Source organism: Microbacterium sp. (assembly GCF_031178445.1).
In the GTDB taxonomy this organism is placed as follows: domain Bacteria; phylum Actinomycetota; class Actinomycetes; order Actinomycetales; family Microbacteriaceae; genus Microbacterium.
This window is the reverse complement of the sequence record NZ_JAPSIY010000005.1, coordinates 97,549-116,920: the sequence shown is the minus strand read 5'-3', so window position 1 is coordinate 116,920 and position 19,372 is coordinate 97,549. Positions and strand designations below refer to the sequence as shown.

At 67.6% G+C, this 19,372-nt stretch carries 18 protein-coding genes; 12 read left to right on the top strand and 6 right to left on the bottom strand.

Translation table 11 applies throughout. The features are described 5' to 3' along the window. Window positions 1–103: 103 nt before the first annotated feature. The 6 genes from rpsT to RIN43_RS08815 form a co-directional block, all read right to left on the bottom strand. Window positions 104–364, bottom strand: coding sequence for a 30S ribosomal protein S20 (gene rpsT / locus RIN43_RS08840; RefSeq protein ID WP_309128538.1), 261 nt, complete (start codon window positions 362–364; stop codon window positions 104–106). A 198-nt stretch (window positions 365–562) separates the two neighbouring features. Beyond that, window positions 563–1,285: an alpha/beta hydrolase gene (locus RIN43_RS08835; protein WP_309128537.1), complete on the bottom strand. Its 723-nt coding sequence runs from the start codon at window positions 1,283–1,285 to the stop codon at window positions 563–565. Between the two features lie 88 nt (window positions 1,286–1,373). Beyond that, on the bottom strand, window positions 1,374–3,089 hold the full coding sequence (locus RIN43_RS08830; protein WP_309128536.1) for an ABC transporter family substrate-binding protein: 1,716 nt from the start codon (window positions 3,087–3,089) through the stop codon (window positions 1,374–1,376). 152 nt (window positions 3,090–3,241) lie between these two features. Further along, complete coding sequence (locus RIN43_RS08825) at window positions 3,242–5,176, bottom strand: ABC transporter ATP-binding protein (RefSeq protein WP_309128535.1); 1,935 nt, start codon at window positions 5,174–5,176, stop codon at window positions 3,242–3,244. Then, window positions 5,173–6,105 carry an ABC transporter permease gene (locus RIN43_RS08820; protein WP_309128534.1) on the bottom strand — a complete coding sequence of 311 codons (933 nt, stop codon included), beginning with the start codon at window positions 6,103–6,105 and terminating at the stop codon, window positions 5,173–5,175. Before RIN43_RS08820 ends, RIN43_RS08825 begins: the two co-directional genes overlap by 4 nt. A 1-nt stretch (window position 6,106) precedes the next feature. After that, window positions 6,107–7,090 (bottom strand): ABC transporter permease, encoded by a 984-nt coding sequence (locus tag RIN43_RS08815; RefSeq protein ID WP_309128533.1) that lies wholly within the window; start codon window positions 7,088–7,090, stop codon window positions 6,107–6,109. Between the two features lie 263 nt (window positions 7,091–7,353). Here RIN43_RS08815 and lepA point away from each other — a divergent pair, with 263 nt between their 5' ends. The 12 genes from lepA (at window position 7,354) to RIN43_RS08755 (ending at window position 19,369) form a co-directional block, all read left to right on the top strand. Then, entirely contained in the window at window positions 7,354–9,207 is a 1,854-nt protein-coding gene (gene lepA / locus RIN43_RS08810; protein ID WP_309128532.1) for a translation elongation factor 4, read from the top strand. Between the two features lie 69 nt (window positions 9,208–9,276). Next, window positions 9,277–9,927 (top strand): DUF1990 family protein, encoded by a 651-nt coding sequence (locus RIN43_RS08805; RefSeq protein ID WP_309128531.1) that lies wholly within the window; start codon window positions 9,277–9,279, stop codon window positions 9,925–9,927. Further along, entirely contained in the window at window positions 9,927–11,147 is a 1,221-nt protein-coding gene (hemW, locus tag RIN43_RS08800; protein WP_309128530.1) for a radical SAM family heme chaperone HemW, read from the top strand. The genes RIN43_RS08805 and hemW overlap by 1 nt, the downstream gene beginning before the upstream one ends. A 210-nt stretch (window positions 11,148–11,357) precedes the next feature. Continuing rightward, window positions 11,358–12,401 carry a heat-inducible transcriptional repressor HrcA gene (gene hrcA / locus RIN43_RS08795; RefSeq protein ID WP_309128529.1) on the top strand — a complete coding sequence of 348 codons (1,044 nt, stop codon included), beginning with the start codon at window positions 11,358–11,360 and terminating at the stop codon, window positions 12,399–12,401. A 43-nt stretch (window positions 12,402–12,444) separates the two neighbouring features. Continuing rightward, window positions 12,445–13,551 carry a molecular chaperone DnaJ gene (dnaJ, locus tag RIN43_RS08790; RefSeq protein ID WP_309128528.1) on the top strand — a complete coding sequence of 369 codons (1,107 nt, stop codon included), beginning with the start codon at window positions 12,445–12,447 and terminating at the stop codon, window positions 13,549–13,551. A 21-nt stretch (window positions 13,552–13,572) separates the two neighbouring features. Next, on the top strand, window positions 13,573–14,301 hold the full coding sequence (locus tag RIN43_RS08785) for a 16S rRNA (uracil(1498)-N(3))-methyltransferase (RefSeq protein ID WP_309128527.1): 729 nt from the start codon (window positions 13,573–13,575) through the stop codon (window positions 14,299–14,301). A 42-nt stretch (window positions 14,302–14,343) separates the two neighbouring features. Then, complete coding sequence (locus RIN43_RS08780; protein ID WP_309128526.1) at window positions 14,344–14,691, top strand: HIT domain-containing protein; 348 nt, start codon at window positions 14,344–14,346, stop codon at window positions 14,689–14,691. Window positions 14,692–14,758: 67 nt separating this feature from the next. Continuing rightward, a complete protein-coding gene (locus RIN43_RS08775) occupies window positions 14,759–15,784 on the top strand; it encodes a PhoH family protein (protein ID WP_309128737.1) in 1,026 nt (341 codons plus the stop codon). Then, complete coding sequence (gene ybeY, locus RIN43_RS08770; RefSeq protein ID WP_309128525.1) at window positions 15,781–16,239, top strand: rRNA maturation RNase YbeY; 459 nt, start codon at window positions 15,781–15,783, stop codon at window positions 16,237–16,239. Before RIN43_RS08775 ends, ybeY begins: the two co-directional genes overlap by 4 nt. Further along, window positions 16,236–17,531 carry a hemolysin family protein gene (locus RIN43_RS08765; RefSeq protein ID WP_309128524.1) on the top strand — a complete coding sequence of 432 codons (1,296 nt, stop codon included), beginning with the start codon at window positions 16,236–16,238 and terminating at the stop codon, window positions 17,529–17,531. Before ybeY ends, RIN43_RS08765 begins: the two co-directional genes overlap by 4 nt. After that, entirely contained in the window at window positions 17,524–18,420 is an 897-nt protein-coding gene (gene era, locus RIN43_RS08760; RefSeq protein WP_309128523.1) for a GTPase Era, read from the top strand. The genes RIN43_RS08765 and era overlap by 8 nt, the downstream gene beginning before the upstream one ends. Before the next feature lies 1 nt (window position 18,421). After that, a complete protein-coding gene (locus RIN43_RS08755) occupies window positions 18,422–19,369 on the top strand; it encodes an NADP-dependent oxidoreductase (RefSeq protein WP_309128522.1) in 948 nt (315 codons plus the stop codon). The last annotated feature ends 3 nt before the right edge of the window (window positions 19,370–19,372 follow it).

Sequence of the window (19,372 nt, the reverse complement as noted above, 5' to 3'; positions counted from 1 at the left end):
GTGGCCGTCGCACGACCACTGCTGACTGCGCCGGGCTACCGGACGCAGGCAGAGCAGAAGGCCCGCCCCGCGAACGGGACGGGCCTTCTGATGAAGACGAAGCTCAGAGAGCGGCGACCTGCTTGGCGATGGCCGACTTGCGGTTCTTCGCCTGGTTCTTGTGCACGACGCCCTTGCTGACGGCCTTGTCGAGCTTGACGGACGCGACCTTGAGGGCGGCCTCAGCGGCCTCCTTGTCGCCGCCGGCGACAGCCTCGCGGGTCTTGCGGACGAGGGTCTTCAGCTCGCTCTTGACGGCCTTGTTGCGCTCCTGCGCCTTCAGGTTGGTCTTGTTGCGCTTGATCTGCGACTTGATGTTTGCCACGTGTGGACGCTTTCTGTCTTGATGGATTCGGATGTCGCGAGCGCGAGAGGGGCGCCATGCGATGGTCGTGAGGGACGAACCCACACGCAAGCCAAGAGTCAATGTTACCAGCACACGGCGGCTGAGCGCGAAACGGCCGGAGCGCGACGCGCCGGACGGAACTCGGAGGCGAGATCGTTGTCGCCGGCCCTAGGGGCGTCACGATCCCTGTCGCACGACAGCCAGCGCCAGTCTCAGCACGGCATTGAACACGTGCGGGCGCATCGCCGTCACGAGGTGCGAGGTGCGCGGCACCACGATGTGCTCGGCGTGCGGCGCGAGGCGGCGGAACAGCCGCTCATGCGAGCGCAGCTGGTCGAACTGCCCGTTCACGAACCAGAGCGGGACATGGATGCGGTGCACCGCGGCGGTCAGATCGAGCGTTGACAGGCTGCGCAGCACCACAGACTGCGCATCGAGGGCGTACCCGCCGGCGGCGAAATCGCCGCGGGTCTCGGGCGGGATGGTCGCGGCCAACACGCGCTCGGTGATCCACATGCCCCGGCCGGGCAGCCGGTCGAAGGCGCCGGCGAGCGCGCGATAGGTCGACAGGGCCGCGCCACGGGGGAGTGCGGTGGAGGATGCGGCGATGAGAGCGGCGACGGGCGGCGGATCCTCGGCGCCGGTGTACTCCAGCGAGAGCAGCCCGCCCATCGAGTGCCCGACCAGCAGCACCGGTCCGCGTTCGGCCGCGTCGCGGACGGCCTCGTCGATGGTGCGGAACGCCCCATCGAGCGTGAACTGCTCCGCCATCCGGCTGCCGTGCCCCGGCAGATCCACCGCGCGGGCGGGGACGCCGTGCTCTTCGAGCCAGGCGAGTTGGGCGCGCCACATCGTCGCGGAGGTGCGGATGCCGTGCACGAGAACGACCTGAGGCGTCACGCTCCCAGCATATGAAGGCGGGGCCGGTGGATGAACCACCGGCCCCGCTGTCAGGACGCCGTGCCGAAGCTCAGCGGTCCGTCAGGGATTACTTCTCCCAGCCGACGTTCTCGACGGGCTGGACGCCGAACAGGTCGAGACCCACGTAGGGCTCGGGGGTCAGGTTGGCCAGACCCTCCTTGGCAGCGGTGACCGAAGGACCGTTGTAGAGCGGGATCAGGCCCCACTCCTGGAAGATCTCAGCCTCGAGCTTCATCGCGGCCTCGGTCTGCTTGACCGGGTCCTTGATCGACTCGACCTCTTCGTGGATCCGCTTGTCGGTCTCCTCGTTCTGAACACCCGAAAGGTTCAGACCCTGGTCCTGGCCGTAGAGCTGGAAGAACCACGCCGCGCCGAACGGGTCGGACGACGTGAACCGGAGGCTCATGATGTCCCAGTTCTTGTTGTTGTAGTCCTCGGCGAACTTGTTCGCCGGACGGACGTCGACCTTGACCTCGAAGCCGATCTCCTTCAGCGACGCCTGCAGCGACTGAGCCAGGGCGGCCTGGGTCGGGTCGTCGCTGAAGATCGGGTAGGTCACCGAGAGCTTCACGCCGTCCTTCTCACGGACGCCGTCAGCTCCGGCTTCCCAGCCGGCCTCGTCGAGGATCTTGTTCGCCTCTTCGGGGTTGTACTCCCAGCCCGCCTCTTCGAGCGCGTTGCTGTAGCCCGGCTGGAAGTTGAACAGCGTGAAGGAACCGGCCGGCTCCTCCTCGTAGTCCAGACCGTTCCAGGCGATCTTCTTCTGCTGCTCGATGTTGACGCCCTTGAAGAACGCCTCGCGAACCTTGACGTCGGCGAACTGCGGCTTCTCCGCATCGACCTCGAGCAGGGTGTTGGCGGTCTGCATCGCCCGGTAGATCTCGATGCCCTCCATGTCGGCGACCTGCGCGATGCGGTCCTTCGTGCCGACGCCGACGGTGTCGATCTCGCCGTTCTTGAACGCGTTGATCGAGGCCTGTGCGTCCATGCCCTTGAAGGTGACCTTCTCGAGCAGCGGCTTGTCGCCCCACCACTTGTCGTTCGGCTTGAACGAGACGAAGTCGGTGTTCGCGTCGAACTCGTCGATCGTGTACGGGCCCGCACCCCACTCGGCGTGCGGGTTGTCGATCATCGCGGTGTTGAACACCTCGGGGCTCTCGGCGAGCTTCGGGTGGATGATGCCCGTGAGGAACGGCATCTGCGGCCAGGCGAACTCGCCGTCGAAGGTGACGATGGCGGTCTTGGGGGTGTCGCCCTGCTCGACCGACGCGATCTCCTTGTAACCGTCGATCGCGTTGGGCACGTAGCCCTCGTCGTTCGAGCGGCTGGCCTTCCAGGTCGCCTCGATGGCGGTCCAGTCCATCGGAGTGCCGTCGTTCCAGGTCGCCTCCTCCGTGAAGGTGAAGGTGATCTGGGTGTTGCCGTCGACGGTGTCGATCTTCCACTCGTCGAGGTACGCGTCGTGCTTGTAGGGCGTGCCGTCCGGCTCCTGCAGAAGGATCTGCGGCATGTACCACGCGGCAACGCGCGCGGTGTCGGCGCTGCCGTCACCGTGGAACGAGTTCAGCTGCTCCGGGATCTCGTTGATCGGGAAGTTGGCGGTGCCGCCCTCCTTGAGGTTCTCGCGGGGCTGCGGGTTGTAGTCAGCCTGCTCGACTTCCTTGGCGCCTTCGCCGTTGTCGCCGCCTTCGCCGTTGTCGCCGGTGTTGGCTGCACACCCGCTCAGAGCGAGTGCGAAAGCGCCGGTGAGTGCCAGCGCTCCCATCAGCTTGTACTGCTTCATGGTGCTCCTTTCGCCTTTCGGCGTGTCATAAGGGGAGGATAGTTCTCGTGCGACCGCGACGGCGGTGCGCGTGAGTGAATCGTGACTAACTGTTATCGGACGGTGATCGACGGTGATCGCTCCGAGGCCGCGCGCACGGCCTCCCCTGGCGATCAGACGGTGGCGGGTCGCGTGCTCATCGTCTCGGCATCGAACACCACGCGCTCGCGCGTGCGCTCGATGTCCGGGTCGGGGACCGGGATCGCCGACAGCAGGGCCTGCGTGTAGGGATGCTTCGGATTGTCGAACACCTCGTCGACATCGCCGTGCTCGACGAACTCGCCGAGGTACATCACCGCCACGCGGTCGGCGATGTGGCGCACGACGGACAGGTCGTGCGCGACGAACAGGTACGACAGCCCGAGCTTGACCTTCAGCTCGTCGAGCAGGTTGATCACGCCGGCCTGAATCGACACGTCCAGGGCTGACACGGGCTCGTCGAGGACGACGACCTTGGGGTTCGTCGACAGCGCACGGGCGATGCCGATGCGCTGACGCTGCCCTCCCGAGAACGCGCCGGGGAACCGGTCGCGGTGAGCGGGATTCAGACCCACCAGGTCCATCAACTCCTCGACGCGTGCGAACGCCTCGTCCTTGGGCGTGCCGATCGCGAACAGCGGCTCCGCGATGATGTCCGACACGGTCATGCGTGGATCGAGCGCGCCCATCGGGTCCTGGAAGACGATCTGGATGTCACGTCGCAGCGTGCGCTCGAGTTTGCGATCGTGGAGGTCGTTGACGCTGGTGCCCGCGATGACGATGTCGCCGTGCTCCTGCTTGGCGAAGTCCATGATCTGCAGCAGCGTGGTCGTCTTGCCACTGCCGGATTCTCCGACGATCGCCATCGTCTCGCCCTCACGCACGTCGAAGCTGATTCCCTTGACGGCGTGGACCTCGCCGACCTTCCGCTTGAAGAGCGCTCCCTTGAGCAGGGGGAAGGTCTTGGTCATGTTCTTGACCTCGAGCGTGACGGGTCGCGCTTCACGTGGCATGCGCGTGAGGTCGCTCTCGGGGATGACGGGCACAGGGAACACCGGCAGTCCGCCGATGCGCCCGTCGTCGTCGATCTCGTCTGCGCGAATGCATGCGGCGGTGTGCGGCTCGCCGCTGCCTGTGGCGACAGGGGCGAGGTCGGGCTCGCGTCGCACACATGCGTCGATCGCGATCGGGCAGCGTGCTGCGAACGGGCAGGCGTCCGGCAGGTCGATGAGCAGCGGAGGATTGCCCTTGATCGGGATCAGAGGCTCCTTCTCGGCCTTGTCGACGCGGGGGATGGCTCCCAGCAGCCCGATGGAGTACGGCATCCGCGTGCGGTGGAACAACTCGTGGGCGGGCGCGTGCTCGACGGGCTTGCCCGCGTACATCACCATCACGTCATCGGCCGTGCGGGCGACGACTCCCATGTCGTGGGTGATCATGATGACGGCCGCACCGGTCTCGTCCTGTGCCTTTTCGATGAGGTCGAGGATCTGCGCCTGGATCGTCACGTCGAGCGCAGTGGTGGGCTCGTCGCAGATGATCAGCTTCGGGTTGTTCGCCATGGCGATGGCGATGACGACACGCTGCCGCATACCGCCCGAGAACTCGTGCGGGAAGGACTTCATCCGCTTCTCGGGGCTGGTGATGCCGACGAGCGTGAGCAGTTCGATCGCCCGATCCCACGCCTCCTGCTTCGAGATGCTGCGGTGCACCGTGAGCGCCTCGACCAGCTGGTCGCCGATCGTGAACACGGGCGTCAGCGAGGTCAGCGGGTCCTGGAAGACCATCGCCATGCCGTTGCCGCGGATCATCGACATCTGCTTGTCGGACTTGCCGAGCAGCTCCTCCCCGTTGAACTGCACGGATCCGGTGACCTTGGCGTTCTCGTCGAGAAGGCCCATGATCGCCAGTGAGGTCACCGACTTGCCGGAACCGGATTCGCCGACGATGCCGAGCGTCTTGCCGGCCTCGAGGTCGAAGGAGACGCCGCGGACGGCGTCGACGCGGCCCGCCTCGGACGGGAAGCTGACCTTGAGGTCTCGGACGGAGAGAACAGTGTTGGAGCTCATGCGCGGCCTCCCGCCGCAGAAGTGGGATCGAGCGCGTCGCGCAGGCCGTCGGCGACCAGCGCCATCGAGACGGTCAACAGCGTGAGCGCGAGAGCGGGGAAGTAGAACAGCCACGGGGCGCTCGTCACGCTCGCCGCGCCGATGCCGATCAGCGACCCGAGAGAGACATCGGGGATCTTGACACCGAAACCGATGAACGACAGGCCGGTCTCGGTCATAACGGCGCTCACCACGCCGAGGGTGAAGTTGATCACGAGCAGGGAGCCGATGTTCGGCACGAGGTGCCGCATCACGATGCGCATGCCGCTCACGCCCATGTACCGCGCGGCATCGACGTACTCGCGCTCCCGCAGCGAGAGCGCCATCGTCCAGATCACGCGAGCAGGGAAGAACCAGCTGATGAAGATCATGGCCAGTGAGATGACCCGCCAGTCGCCGCCCGCGTTGTTGGAGACGAGGGCGAGGATCAGGAAGGTGGGGATCACCATCAGGAAGTGGATGACCAGCAGTGTGAAGCGCTCGACCCTGCCGCGGAAGTAGGCCGCGGCGGCGCCGACGATCGCGGAGAGCACGGTGACGCCGACCGACACCGTCACCGCGATCATCAGTGAGCGCTGCAGGCCGACGGCGGTCTGGGTCCAGATGTCGTGACCGGAGGCGTCCGTTCCGAACCAGTGCTCGGCCGAGGGGCCGGTGCTGAGGTTCAGGAAGTCCATGTCCTCGATCGTGTACGGCGACGTCAGCGGCACGACGATGGAGTACAGCACCATCAGCACGAAGATCACCACGCCGACCACTGCGGGCTTGTTGCGCATGAAGCGCCGCGTGTACAGCGTCCACTTGGAGAGCTGCTTGCTGGGGATGCGCTCGGCCGTGGTCTCAGGGCCGACCGGCGGCTGGACCTGGGGATCGATCATCTCGGTGCTCATGTCAGCTCACCCTCACTCGCGGGTCGAGGACCACGACGGCGATATCGGCGAGCAGGGCGCCGATCGCGGTCAGCACGGCGCCGAAGGCCGCGACGGCGACGACGCCGTGCACGTCGTTGCCGTTGATGGTGGTCAGGAAGTAGCGGCCCATGCCCTGCCAGGCGAAGATCGACTCGGTCAGGATGGCGCCGGTGAAGATGCCGGGGATGGCGAAAGCGACCTGCGTGGACACCGGGATGAGGGCCGTGCGCAGCGCGTGACGGCGGATCGCCTGCTGCTTGGTGAGCCCCTTGGCACGTGCGGTGCGCACGTAGTCGGCCTTGATGTTGTCGAGCAGCAGCGAGCGCTGCAGGAAGTGCGTCGCCGCATAGCCCGTGATCACCAACGCGATCGTCGGCAGGATCAGGTGCTGCAGGGTGTCGATGATGACGGGGAAGAACCCGGTCACGCCCTCGGACGAGGACCCCGTGACGTAGAAGACCCGCTCGCCGACCCAGTTGTTGAAGTTGATCGCGAGGATCACCACGGCCAGAGCCGCCACGATGATGTTGATGTTCATCGTGACGATCGACACGGCCTGCCAGATGCGGTCGCCGACCTTGTACTGACGCGAAGCGGTGTACACGCCGATCGCGATGCCCAGCACCGTCATGATGACGGTCGCACCGAGGACGAGCTCGGCGCTCACCCACATGCGGAAGCCGATCTGCTCGTTGACCGAGCCGCCGGTGGGGCTGACTCCCCAGTCCCACCGCAGCAGGATGCCGGTGAACCAGTTCCACCACCTTTCGATCAGCGGGACGCTGTCGCTGAGGTTGCGCGGAGCAAGCAGATTCTCGATCTGCTCCGGACTGAGAGGGGGCCTTCTGGCCACGTAGTTGCTTCGAGGATCGAGGAAGGACCAGGCCAGGAAATACGTGATGTTGGTCGCGACCACGATCATGAGCAGCCAGCCGAGTGTCCGGCGCACGAGATACTTGATCAAGGTGGTGATTCTTTCTCTTCTACAGCCGTGCGCGGGATCTGCCGACGCAACGCTGGGTCGGGATGCAATTCAAGCATCATCCGTAGGGTTACGCACATCCGCTTCCGCACTCGGGCTGTGACGGAGTCCTGTCGCACGCGGCATCCGGTCTCACCGGTTCCGCCTAGGCAACTTCGCGAGACTATCACCGCTCAGCGTGAATGGGGGATTAGGCCGCCCTGAACGTAGAATCATCAGAACCCTTTCGGACTTCCAAGGACCACATGTCTCCCCGCGCTCTCACTCCGCTCCCGCCTGCCGCGACGCCGCCGTCGCAGATCCGCAACTTCTGCATCATCGCCCACATCGATCACGGCAAGTCGACCCTCGCCGACCGGATGCTCCAGATCACCGGGGTCGTCTCCGATCGCGACATGCGCGCGCAGTACCTCGACCGGATGGACATCGAGCGCGAACGCGGCATCACGATCAAGAGCCAGGCGGTGCGGATGCCGTGGCAGATCGACGGTGACACCTTCGCTCTGAACATGATCGACACCCCTGGGCACGTCGACTTCACCTATGAGGTGTCTCGTTCGCTCGCGGCGTGCGAGGGAGCGATCCTGCTCGTGGACGCGGCGCAGGGCATCGAGGCGCAGACCCTCGCGAACCTGTACCTGGCGCTGGAGAACGACCTCCACATCATCCCGGTGCTGAACAAGATCGACCTCCCGGCCGCCGACCCCGACAAGTACGCCAAGGAACTCGCCTCGCTCATCGGCGGCGACCCCGATGATGTGCTGAGGGTGTCGGGCAAGACGGGAGTAGGGGTGGAAGAGCTGCTCGACCGCCTCGTGCAGGAGATCCCGGCGCCGCACGGCGATGCCGAGGCGCCGGCGCGCGCGATGATCTTCGACTCGGTCTACGACGCCTACCGCGGCGTCGTCACCTACGTCCGGATGGTGGACGGGAATCTGGCTCCGCGCGAGCGCATCCAGATGATGTCCACGGGGGCGACCCACGAGCTGCTCGAGATCGGCGTCTCGAGTCCGGAGCCGATCCCGTCCAAGGGGCTCGGCGTCGGAGAGGTCGGCTACCTCATCACCGGTGTGAAGGACGTCCGCCAGTCCAAGGTCGGCGACACGGTCACGACGGCGCGGAAGCCGGCATCCGATGCCCTGCCCGGCTACACCGACCCGAAGCCGATGGTGTTCTCGGGCATCTACCCGATCGACGGCAGCGACTACGCCGAGCTGCGCGAGGCGCTCGACAAGCTCAAGCTGTCCGACGCGTCGCTGCAGTACGAACCGGAGACCTCCGTCGCGCTCGGCTTCGGGTTCCGCTGCGGCTTCCTCGGCCTGCTCCACCTCGAGATCATCACCGAGCGGCTGTCGCGGGAGTTCGGGCTCGACCTGATCACCACCGCGCCCAGCGTCATCTACGAGGTGCTGACCAGCGACACCGGCGAGACGGTGACCGTCACCAACCCGAGCGAGTACCCCGACGGGCGCATCGGCTCGGTCTCCGAGCCCATGGTCAAGGCGGCGATCCTGCTGCCGAAGGACTACGTCGGCACCGTGATGGAACTGTGCCAGTCGCGGCGCGGCTCACTGCTGGGCATGGAGTACTTCTCCGAGGAGCGCGTCGAGCTGCGCTACAACATGCCGCTGGGTGAGATCGTGTTCGACTTCTTCGACCAGCTGAAGTCGAAGACCCAGGGCTACGCCTCGCTCGACTACGAGCCCGCAGGTTCGCAGGAGGCCGATCTGGTCAAGGTCGACATCCTCCTGCAGGGCGAGAAGGTCGACGCGTTCAGTTCCATCGTGCATCGCGACAAGGCGTACAGCTACGGCACCATGATGGCCGAGCGACTGCGCAAGCTGATCCCGCGTCAGCAGTTCGAGGTGCCCATCCAGGCGGCCATCGGCGCACGCATCATCGCGCGCGAGACGATCCGCGCGATCCGCAAGGACGTGCTCGCCAAGTGCTACGGCGGTGACATCAGCCGCAAGCGCAAGCTGCTCGAGAAGCAGAAGGAGGGCAAGAAGCGCATGAAGATGGTCGGCCGCGTCGAGGTGCCGCAGGAGGCGTTCATCGCCGCGCTCTCGGGCGACGTCGAGGGCAAGGACAAGAAGTGATCACCGCGGCATCCTCGGATGCTGCGGGTCGTGAGCCGCTGTCCAGGCAGCTCACGTAGGCTTGAGCCCATGCGTCGCGGGACATTCCGAGAAGGCACGGTGGACTATGCCGCGGTCGGGGCGACGCACGCCCCCGATCTGATGCAGTATCCGCCGGAGCGCAGCATCCCCGCCGAGGAGTCCTGGCGTATCGGCAGCGGCGAGGAACGATTCCGCAGTGCCGGCGAGGCACTGCTGTCCTGGACGGCTCAGCGCGCCGCGGGGCTCGAGCTCTCCGACGTCCGTCCGGCCTCGGGCACGGCGTACACGGGTGTGAGCTTCGACGCGGAGGGATCGCCGATCGCACCGAACCGCACTCAGGTCGAGCAGCGATTCGACGCCGAGGGCACCCCGTTCGTCGCACCCGGCATGACGCTGAAGCTGCGTGGCCGCGTGAAGGGCATGCGCGCCGATGCCGAGCTGCGGGTCATCTCGGTCACCGAGGAGCGGCGCCGCATCGGCTTCGTGCTGGGGACCATCGGCGGCTCGGTCGTCAGTGGCGAGGAGTCGTTCGACGTCGACTGGCGCGAGGACACCGACGAGGTCTGGTTCACGGTGCGGGCCTTCGACGCTCCGGTGTCGATGCTGTATCGGCTTCCCGGTCTCGTCAAGCGACGCCGACGCGAGTTGTTCGCGCTCTATCTTCGGGCGATCTCCCCGTTGTACGCGACACCGATCTGATGGCGGGTGCACTTCCGCTGGGCGATCCCGCACCCGCAGACGGGCGACTGCCCGCTGACCTCACGCCCGATATCGCCGTACCGTTCTCCGCGTACCTGCACGTGCCCTTCTGCCGGGTCCGCTGCGGCTACTGCGACTTCAACACCTACACCTCGGGCGAGCTGCGCGGCGCGAAGCAGGAGGACTACGCGTCGACTCTCCTGAGGGAGGTGGCGCTGGCGCAGGGAGTCCTGTCCGATGCGGACGCACTCCGCCCGCTCGACACGGTCTTCTTCGGAGGCGGCACCCCGACACTGCTGCCGGCCGGAGATCTCGGGCGGATGCTGGACGGCGTCGTCTCGGCGTTCGGCATCCGCGACGGCGCCGAGGTGACGGTCGAGGCGAACCCCGACACGGTCACACCCGAGGTGGTGCGCACACTCGCCGATGCCGGCGTGACGCGGATGTCGATCGGGATGCAGTCCGCGGTTCCGCACGTGCTCGCGGCGCTGGATCGCACCCATCGGCCCGAGAACGTCAGCACCGCGGTGCACGCCGCGCGAGACGCCGGCCTCGACGTCAGCGTCGATCTCATCTACGGCGCGCCGGGGGAGTCGCTCGCCGATTGGGAGACGTCGCTCGACGCCGCCCTCGCACTGGAGCCCGACCACATCTCGGCATACGCCCTGATCATCGAGGACGGCACGAAGCTGGCCAGGCAGATCCGACGCGGCGAGGTCCCGGCCCCTGACGACGATCTGCAGGCCGACATGTACGAGGCCGCCGACGCCCGACTGTCGGCAGCGGGCTTCGCCTGGTACGAGGTGAGCAACTGGGCGCGTCACGACGGCAACCGATCGCGGCACAACCTGGCGTACTGGCGGGGCAGCGACTGGTGGGGCTTCGGGCCGGGCGCGCACAGTCATGTCGCCGGACTGCGATGGTGGAACGTCAAGCACCCGGCAGCGTACGCCCAGCGGCTCGACGCCGGAGATTCGCCGGCGGCGGGCAGAGAGCGCCCCGACGCGGAGGCCAGGCTGCTCGAGCGGGTGCTGCTGCAGAGCCGCCTCGTCGAAGGGCTGGCCATCGACGAGATCGCCGCAGATCGTCGCGATCGGGTCGCGGGTCTGCTCTCCGACGGCCTCGTCGACCCCACCGCTGCGTTGCGGGAACGGCGCGTTCGCCTCACCCTGCGCGGACGACTCCTGGCGGACGCGGTGGTGCGTGCGCTCACGGACTGATCCTGGCCGCCGCCCCTCGCGCCCTCTGACGCAGCCCCACCCGCAGCCCCGCCGGTCGGGATCGGTGATGCGTGGCGGAGCGAGTCCTCAGAGGCGTTTCCGATCTCGCCGAGCGGCCTCGACGCGATAACGCGGAGGGTCTCGGGCTCGACCCAGGCGGACACGAGTAGGATTGGCACTCAGAAGGTTGGAGTGCCAGCGGGAGGGGTCATGGTCACAGAGAGAGGGCTGCAGGTCCTCCGCGCGATCGTGCAGGACTACGTCGAGACCCACGAGCCGGTCGGCAGCAAGTCGATCGTGGAGCGGCACGCGTTCGGCGTCTCGGCGGCGACCATCCGCAACGACATGGCCCTGCTCGAGGATGAAGAGCTCATCACCGCTCCGCACACCTCGTCCGGCCGCGTCCCCACCGACAAGGGCTACCGCCTCTTCGTGAACCACCTCGCGCAGCTGCGGCCGCTCTCCGCCGCGCAGCGCAGCGCGATCGAGACGTTCCTCGCCGACCCCAGTGACCTCGACGATCTCATGGCTCGCACCGTGCGAGTGCTCACGCAGCTCACCGGTCAGGTCGCCCTCGCGCAGTATCCCTCGTTCGCTCGCGCGAACATCACGCACATCGAGCTCGTGGCCCTCGCGCCGAACCGGATTCTGGTGGTGTTGGTCACCGATGCCGGCGGTGTCTCCCAGCGCATCTCGCCGTTGCCGGTCGAGGTCGACGACGAGGATGTGGCGGTTCTCCGAGCGCGCCTCTCGTCGCTGATCACGGGCCGCGCGGTGAGTGACGCCGCAGATCGGCTCGCCTCCCTCGTCCACCCCGAACCGGGCTCGCCGGCCGCGCGCCTGCATCCCGCTCTGCTCTCGCTGGGGACGGTGATCGCTGAGGAGCTTGCCGAGTTCAGGCAGGAGCGACTGGTGATGGCGGGCGCGGCGACCCTCGCACGCAGGGAGCACGACTTCCGCGGCAGCATCCACCCACTGCTCGAGGCCATCGAGGAGCAGGTGACGCTGCTGCGGCTGATGAGCGAGATGGTCACAGACGAGCACGGCCTGGCGACCAGTATCGGCACCGAGAACGCACCGTTCGGACTCGGTGAGGCGTCGATCGTCGCTAGCAACTACGCCGCTCCCGGCGGCACGGCACGCGTCGGGGTCATGGGCCCGACGCGCATGGACTATCCGAGCAACCTCGCAGCGGCACGGGCGGTCGCCCGCTACCTGTCGCGGATGCTCGAGGAAGACGAGGCCGGCCGCTGACGCGGTCGGCCGCAGAGCAGCACGCACACGCAGAAAGGTGATCGTGGCGGACCATTATGAGGTTCTCGGGGTGTCTCGCGACGCCACCCAGGATGAGATCAAGAAGGCCTACCGCAGGCTGGCGCGGCAGCTGCACCCGGATGTCAATCCCGGTGACGACGCCGCGGAGCGCTTCAAGCTGGTGACGCACGCGTACGACGTGCTCAGCGACGAGGAATCGCGGCGCCGCTACGACATGGGCGGCGGCGAAAACGGCGGCTTCGGCGGGTTCGGGGGCTTCGGCGACATCTTCGAGACGTTCTTCGGCGCCGCAGGCGGTGGCAGGGGAGCACGACCGCGGTCACGGCGCGAGCGCGGCCAAGACGCGCTGGTGCGCATCAACCTCGACCTCGGCGACGTCGTCTTCGGTGTGCACAGGGACATCGAGGTCGACACGGCCGTGCTCTGCGAGACGTGCAAGGGAAGCTGCTGCCAGGAGGGCACGGCGCCGGTGACCTGCGACGTGTGCGGCGGCAGCGGGCATGTGCAGCGACAGGTGCGCAGCCTGCTGGGCAACGTCGTCACCACTCAGCCCTGCGGCAGCTGCGAGGGCTACGGCACCACCATCCCGTATCCGTGCGGCACGTGCGCAGGGCAGGGGAGGGTGCGCTCGCGTCGCACCGTCTCGCTCGACATCCCAGCCGGCGTCGAGACCGGTCTGCGACTGCAGCTTCCCGGTTCAGGCGAGGTCGGCAGGGCCGGCGGTCCGAACGGCGACCTGTACGTCGAGGTCACCGTCGCGCCGCACGCCGTGTTCAGCCGCGACGGGGACGACCTGCTGGCGACGCTGGAGGTGTCGATGACGGACGCCATCCTCGGCGCGACGACCACGATCGACGGACTCGACGGCGCGGTGGAGCTCGAACTGCGTCCAGGAGTGCAGTCGGGCGATGTGCTCACCATCGGCGGACGCGGCATCACCCCGCTGAGGGGAACCCAGCGCGGCGATCTGCGGGTGGGAGTGCAGGTGCTGACCCCCACCAGGCTCGACTCGGCTCAACGCAAGCTCATCGAGGACTTCGCCAAGCGCGCCAAGGCGCCTGCTCCGAAGCTGGCGCAGTTCCAGCAGGGACTGTTCTCGAAGCTTCGCGACCGGTTCCGCAGCCACTGATCGACCCCGGATCGGAGCCTCATGGCACTGCACTTCATCGTTCCTGACTGCTCCACCGCAGACGTCGGCGAGCTGATCACGCTCACGGGGGCGGAGGCCAAGCACGCTGCCGTCGTGCGAAGGGTCCGAGTCGGCGAGAGCGTCTCGATCGGTGACGGATCCGGCGTCTGGCTCGAGGGCTCGGTCGAGGACGTGTCGGCGTCGCAGGTCAGCGTTCGCATCGCACGCCGTTCCGTGCAGGATGAGCCCGAATCACGGATCGTCCTGGCGCAGGCGCTCGCGAAGGGCGACCGGGACGAGCTGGCCGTACAGGCGGCGTGCGAACTCGGCGTCGACGAGATCGTGCCATGGCAGGCGGCGCGCAGCGTCTCCCGCTGGGAGGGGGCGAAGGCGGCGAAGGGGCGTGAGCGCTGGTCGAGCATCGTCCGGGAGGCGGCCAAGCAGGCGCACCGGGCGTGGATCCCCGATGTCGCCGAGGTGCAGTCGACCGCTCGATTGGCGCAGCGGGCTGCCGGATCTCGGATGCTGCTGCTCGACCCTTGGGCGGACACGCAGCTGTCGAGCATCAGGCCGGACGGACGGGAGATCGTGCTGGTCGTGGGGCCCGAGGGTGGGATCGCGCCCGAGGAGCTCGAGCGACTGGAGGCGGCGGGAGCCGAGCGGGTGCGCCTCGGAGACACGGTGCTTCGCACGTCGACCGCAGGGCCGGCGGCGATCGCCGTGCTGTCGGCCATGCTCGGACGCTGGTGAGCATCCGGCCGGCGGCTGCGGCCGGTAAGTAGACTGAACCCCATGACGGAACCCTCGATCTTCACCCGCATCCTGAACGGGGAGATCCCCGGCGAGCTGCTCGCCGACGACGACCGGGTCTTCGCGATCCGCGACATCAACCCCCAGGCCCCGCTGCACGCGCTCGTGATCCCCAAGACCGAGCGGTACCGTGACGTCACCGAGCTGGCTCAGGGCGACCCGGAACTGCTGGCCGCGATGATCGCGATGGCCAAGCGTCTCGCCGACGAGCACGCCGGCGGCGAGTACCGACTCATATTCAACAACGGCGCCAGCGCCGGCCAGTCCGTGTTCCATGTGCATGCACACGTGCTCGGCGACATCGAGGAGAGCAAGCTCGTTGGCTTCTGACGAACCCACACCCCGTTTTCCCGCTCAGCCCGAGCACACCGAGCGCATCTTCGCCGACGGCGTCGCGATGGTTCAGCTGCTCGGCCCGCAGGACCGCCTGCTGCGTGTGCTCGAGAAGCAGCATCCACGCGTGCAGGTGCTCGTGCGCGGCAACGAGATCACCCTCGGCGGCACCGAGGCAGACGTCGCGGCGGCGAGGAAGCTCGTCGAGGAACTGCTAGAGATGACCCGTTCCGGCTACGACCTCGTTCCCAGCGACGTGGAGAACTCGGCCAGGATGCTGAGGCGCGAGGAGGGACCGCGGCCCAGTGAGGTGCTGGGCGAGGCGATCCTGTCCACCCGCGGCAAGGTGATCCGCCCCAAGACCCTCGGCCAGAAGGAGTATGTCGACGCCATCGAGCAGAACACGATCGTGTTCGGCATCGGACCGGCCGGAACAGGCAAGACGTACCTGGCGATGGCGAAGGCGGTGCAGGCGCTGCAGCGCAAGGAGGTGCAGCGCATCATCCTGACCCGTCCGGCCGTGGAGGCGGGAGAGCGGCTGGGATTCCTCCCCGGTTCGCTGACCGACAAGATCGATCCCTACCTGCGCCCTCTCTACGACGCTCTCAACGAGATGATGGACCCCGAGATCGTCCCTCGGCTGATGGCGACGGGCACGATCGAGGTCGCCCCGCTGGCGTACATGCGCGGGCGCACGCTGAACGACTCCTTCGTCGTGCTCGACGAGGCGCAGAACACCACGCCCGAGCAGATGAAGATGTTCCTCACCAGGCTCGGCTTCGGCACCAAGATGGTCGTCACCGGTGACATCACGCAGGTGGACCTGCCCACCGGTGCCTCAGGGCTGCGCCTGGTCACGCGCGTGCTGGGCGACATCGACGACATCCACTTCTCACGGCTGACGAGTGACGACGTGGTGCGCCATTCGCTCGTCGGACGCATCGTCGACGCGTACAGCGAGTACGACGAGCGCCGCACCGCCGCGCGGGTCGAACGCGAGCAGGCGCATGAGTTCGCGAACCGCGCCGATCGGCGTGCGGGGATGCGCCCCAACCTCCGAGACCGCAAGCCGAAGCGAGGCCTGGAATGATCGAGATCAACAACGAGTCGGCGGTCAGCGTCGACGAGACGGTGCTGCAGCGGCTCACCGAGTTCAACCTCGCGCAGCTGCACGTCAGCCCCGACGCTGAGGTCGCCATCGTGCTCGTCGATGAGGGCGCTATGGAGTCGCTGCACGTGCAGTGGATGGACGAGCCCGGTCCGACGGATGTGCTGAGCTTCCCGATGGACGAGCTGCGTCCTGGCACGCCCGACCGCCCCACCGCCCCCGGGCTGCTCGGCGACATCGTGCTGTGCCCGCAGGTGGCCGAGGCGCAGGCGCAGACCGCAGGCCACTCGCTGATGGACGAGCTCATCCTGCTCACCACGCACGGCCTGCTGCATCTGCTGGGCTTCGACCACGCCGAGCCGGAAGAGGAGCGTGAGATGTTCGGGCTGCAGCGGTCGCTGATCGAGGGATTCGCCCACGCCGAACGCCGCCGATGACCCCGGCCATACTCCTTGCGGCCGCCGTGCTGCTGGTCGCGTTCGGCGGCCTGATGACCGCGGTGGATGCCGCTTTCTCGGTGAGCTCCAGAGCAGACCTCGAAGAGCTCGCCTCGACGGGGCGGAACGCCAAGGCGCTGCAGCGCATCGCCGACGACCCCGACCCGCACGTGAACGCCGTGGCGTTCATGCGCGTGCTCTCGGAGACGACCGCCGCCGTGCTGGTCACCGTCGCGCTGGATGCCCTGCTGCCCAGCATCTGGTGGGCGATGCTGGCCGCAGCCGTGCTGATGACCGGCATCACGTTCGTGCTGGTCGGGGCGAGCCCGCGGTCGTACGGCCGCCTGCGCGCCCCCGGGATCCTGCGCGCGTGGGCACCGACGGTGCGCGGGGTGAGGACGTTGCTCGGCCCACTCGCTCAGCTTCTGGTCGCCGCCGGTCGCCGGGTAACCCCTGGTGGGGTACGCAGCAATTTCGCCTCGGAGGAGCAGCTGCTCAGCATGGTCGACGAGGCCGCCTCGAACGCACTGATCGAAGAGGACGACCGTGATCTGATCCATTCGGTGTTCGACTTCACCGACCAGTTCGTACGTGCCGTGATGGTGCCCCGCACCGAGATGATGACGGTGGATGCCGCGGCGACCACGACCGAGGCAATGGAGCTCTTCCTGCGCACCGGCGTCTCGCGGATGCCCGTGGTGGACGACGACGCGGACGATGTCGTCGGGGTGCTGTATCTCAAGGACCTGGTGCAGTTCGCCTACCGCGATGAGAGCGCCTGGCGAGGTGCGCCCGTGCGGCCCATCGCGCGCCCCGCGGTCTTCGTTCCCGAGTCGATGCGCGCCGAGACACTGCTGCAGCAGATGAAGCGCGACGCCGTGCACGTGTGCATCGTCGTCGATGAGCACGGCGGCATCTCGGGGATCATCACCCTCGAGGATCTGATCGAGGAGCTCGTCGGCGACATCGCCGATGAGTATGACCGAGGTCCAGCCGAGATCGTCGAGCTGGCAGGCGGGCGATTCAGGGTGAACTCGCGGCTGCCCCTCGAAGACGTCGGAGACCTGTTCGGACTGGAACTCGAGGACGAGGACGTCGACTCGATCGGCGGCCTGCTCGGCAAGGCACTCGGCCAGGTCCCGCAGCCGGGCGCGAGCGCGACCGTGGACGGTCTTGTGCTCACCGGCGGCGCATCGCGCGGACGAGGCCGCGGGATCGCGACGGTGTTCGTCGAGCGTGCCCCCGAGAAGACAGAGGCGGGCGAGGATGACGGAGGACAGCGGAATGACTGAGAACACGCGCAGTGGGTTCGTGACGTTCGTAGGGCGGCCCAATGTCGGCAAATCGACGTTGACGAACGCTCTCGTGGGGGAGAAGATCGCGATCACCAGCGAGAAGCCGCAGACCACCAGGCGGGCGATCCGCGGCATCCTGAACCGACCCGACGGCCAGCTCGTCATCGTCGACACGCCCGGTATCCACAAGCCCCGTACGCTTCTCGGTGAACGGTTGAACGACCTTGTGGAGCAGGTGCTGGGCGATGTCGACGTGATCGGCTTCTGCGTTCCGGCGACCGAGAAAGTCGGTCCTGGTGACCGCCGTATCGCCGCGTCGCTCGACGGCTACCCGCGTGCGAAGAAGGTCGCGATCGTCACCAAGACGGATGCGGCCGAGAAGGACGACATCGTCGAGCGCCTCATGGAGGTCGACTCCCTGCGCGAGGACTGGGCGGCGGTGATCCCGCTGTCAGCGCTCACGCGCGAGCAGCTGGACGTGCTCGCCGACGAGATGCTGCAGCTCCTGCCCGAAGGTCCGCGCCTGTACGACGCCGGGATCGTCACCGATGAGTCGGACGAGGACCGCATCGCCGAGATCATTCGGGAGGCGGCGCTCGAGGGGGTGCGGGACGAGCTGCCGCACTCGATCGCCGTGGTCGTCGACGAGGTGGAGCCCCGTGAGGACAGCGACCTCACCGATGTGCATGCCTCGATCGTGGTCGAGCGCGACAGTCAGAAGGCGATCATCATCGGGCGCAAGGGCGCACGCCTGCGCGATGTCGGCGCGAACGCACGCGAAGGCATCGAGCAGCTGCTCGGCACCAGGGTCTTCCTGAAGCTCCACGTGCGCGTCGCGAAGGAATGGCAGCGCGACCCCAAGCAGCTGGGTCGTCTCGGCTTCTGACATGGCACACCGCTGGATCGCCGAGAACTGGGGATCGCCTGACGGGTGGCGCCTGGTCGAATACGAACCTCCGGCGCCGCGGCGCGGGGAGGTCACGATCCGGACGCTCGCCGCGGGCGTGAACCCGGCCGACGCGAAGCACGTCGCCGCCCCGCGGACCGGCGTCGAGCTGCCGGTGCCGATCGGGTACGAGGTCTCAGGCGTGGTGACGGCGGTGGGCCCTGAAACCGAGATCGTGACTGGTGCGGTCGCCGTCGGCGACGAGGTGATCGCGTTCCGCGTGCGCGGCGGCTATGCCGACGAGCTGACGGTCCCCGCCGAGAAGGTGCTGCGCAAGCCCGCGACGCTGTCGCATCCCGAGGCGGCCAACCTGCTGCTGGCAGGGACGACGGCGGCCGACATGCTGCAGACCGTCCGCGCGGCGCCAGGGGAGACCGTGCTGCTGCACGGCGCCTCGGGTGCGGTCGGGGTGAGCGTTCTCCAGCTGGCAGCGCTGCGCGGCATCCGGGTGATCGGCACTGCGCGACGAGCACGCTTCGACGTCGTCCGCCGGTTCGGAGGGGTACCCGTCGCCTACGGCGACGGTCTGCTGGCGCGGGTGCTGGAGACGGTGGAGGCGTCGGGAGCGGCCGGCATCGACGCCGCCCTGGACGCGGTCGGCACGGACGAGGCAGTGGACGTCTCGCTCGCGCTCCTGTCCGACCTCTCGCGCGTGGTCACGATCGCTGCGGCTGGCCGCGCCGAGCAGCACGGCTTCCGGGCGATCGCAGGGTCGCAGCCGGAGAGTGCACGTTTCCGTGACGGCGTGCGTGCCCGCCTGGTCGAGCTCGCCGAGGAAGGACGGCTGGTCGTGCCGATGTCGCGCATGTTCGCGCTGAGCGACGCCCCTGCCGCGCTCCGCTTCCTCGCCGACGGACACCCCGGCGGCAAGGTGGCGCTGGTCCCCTGACCG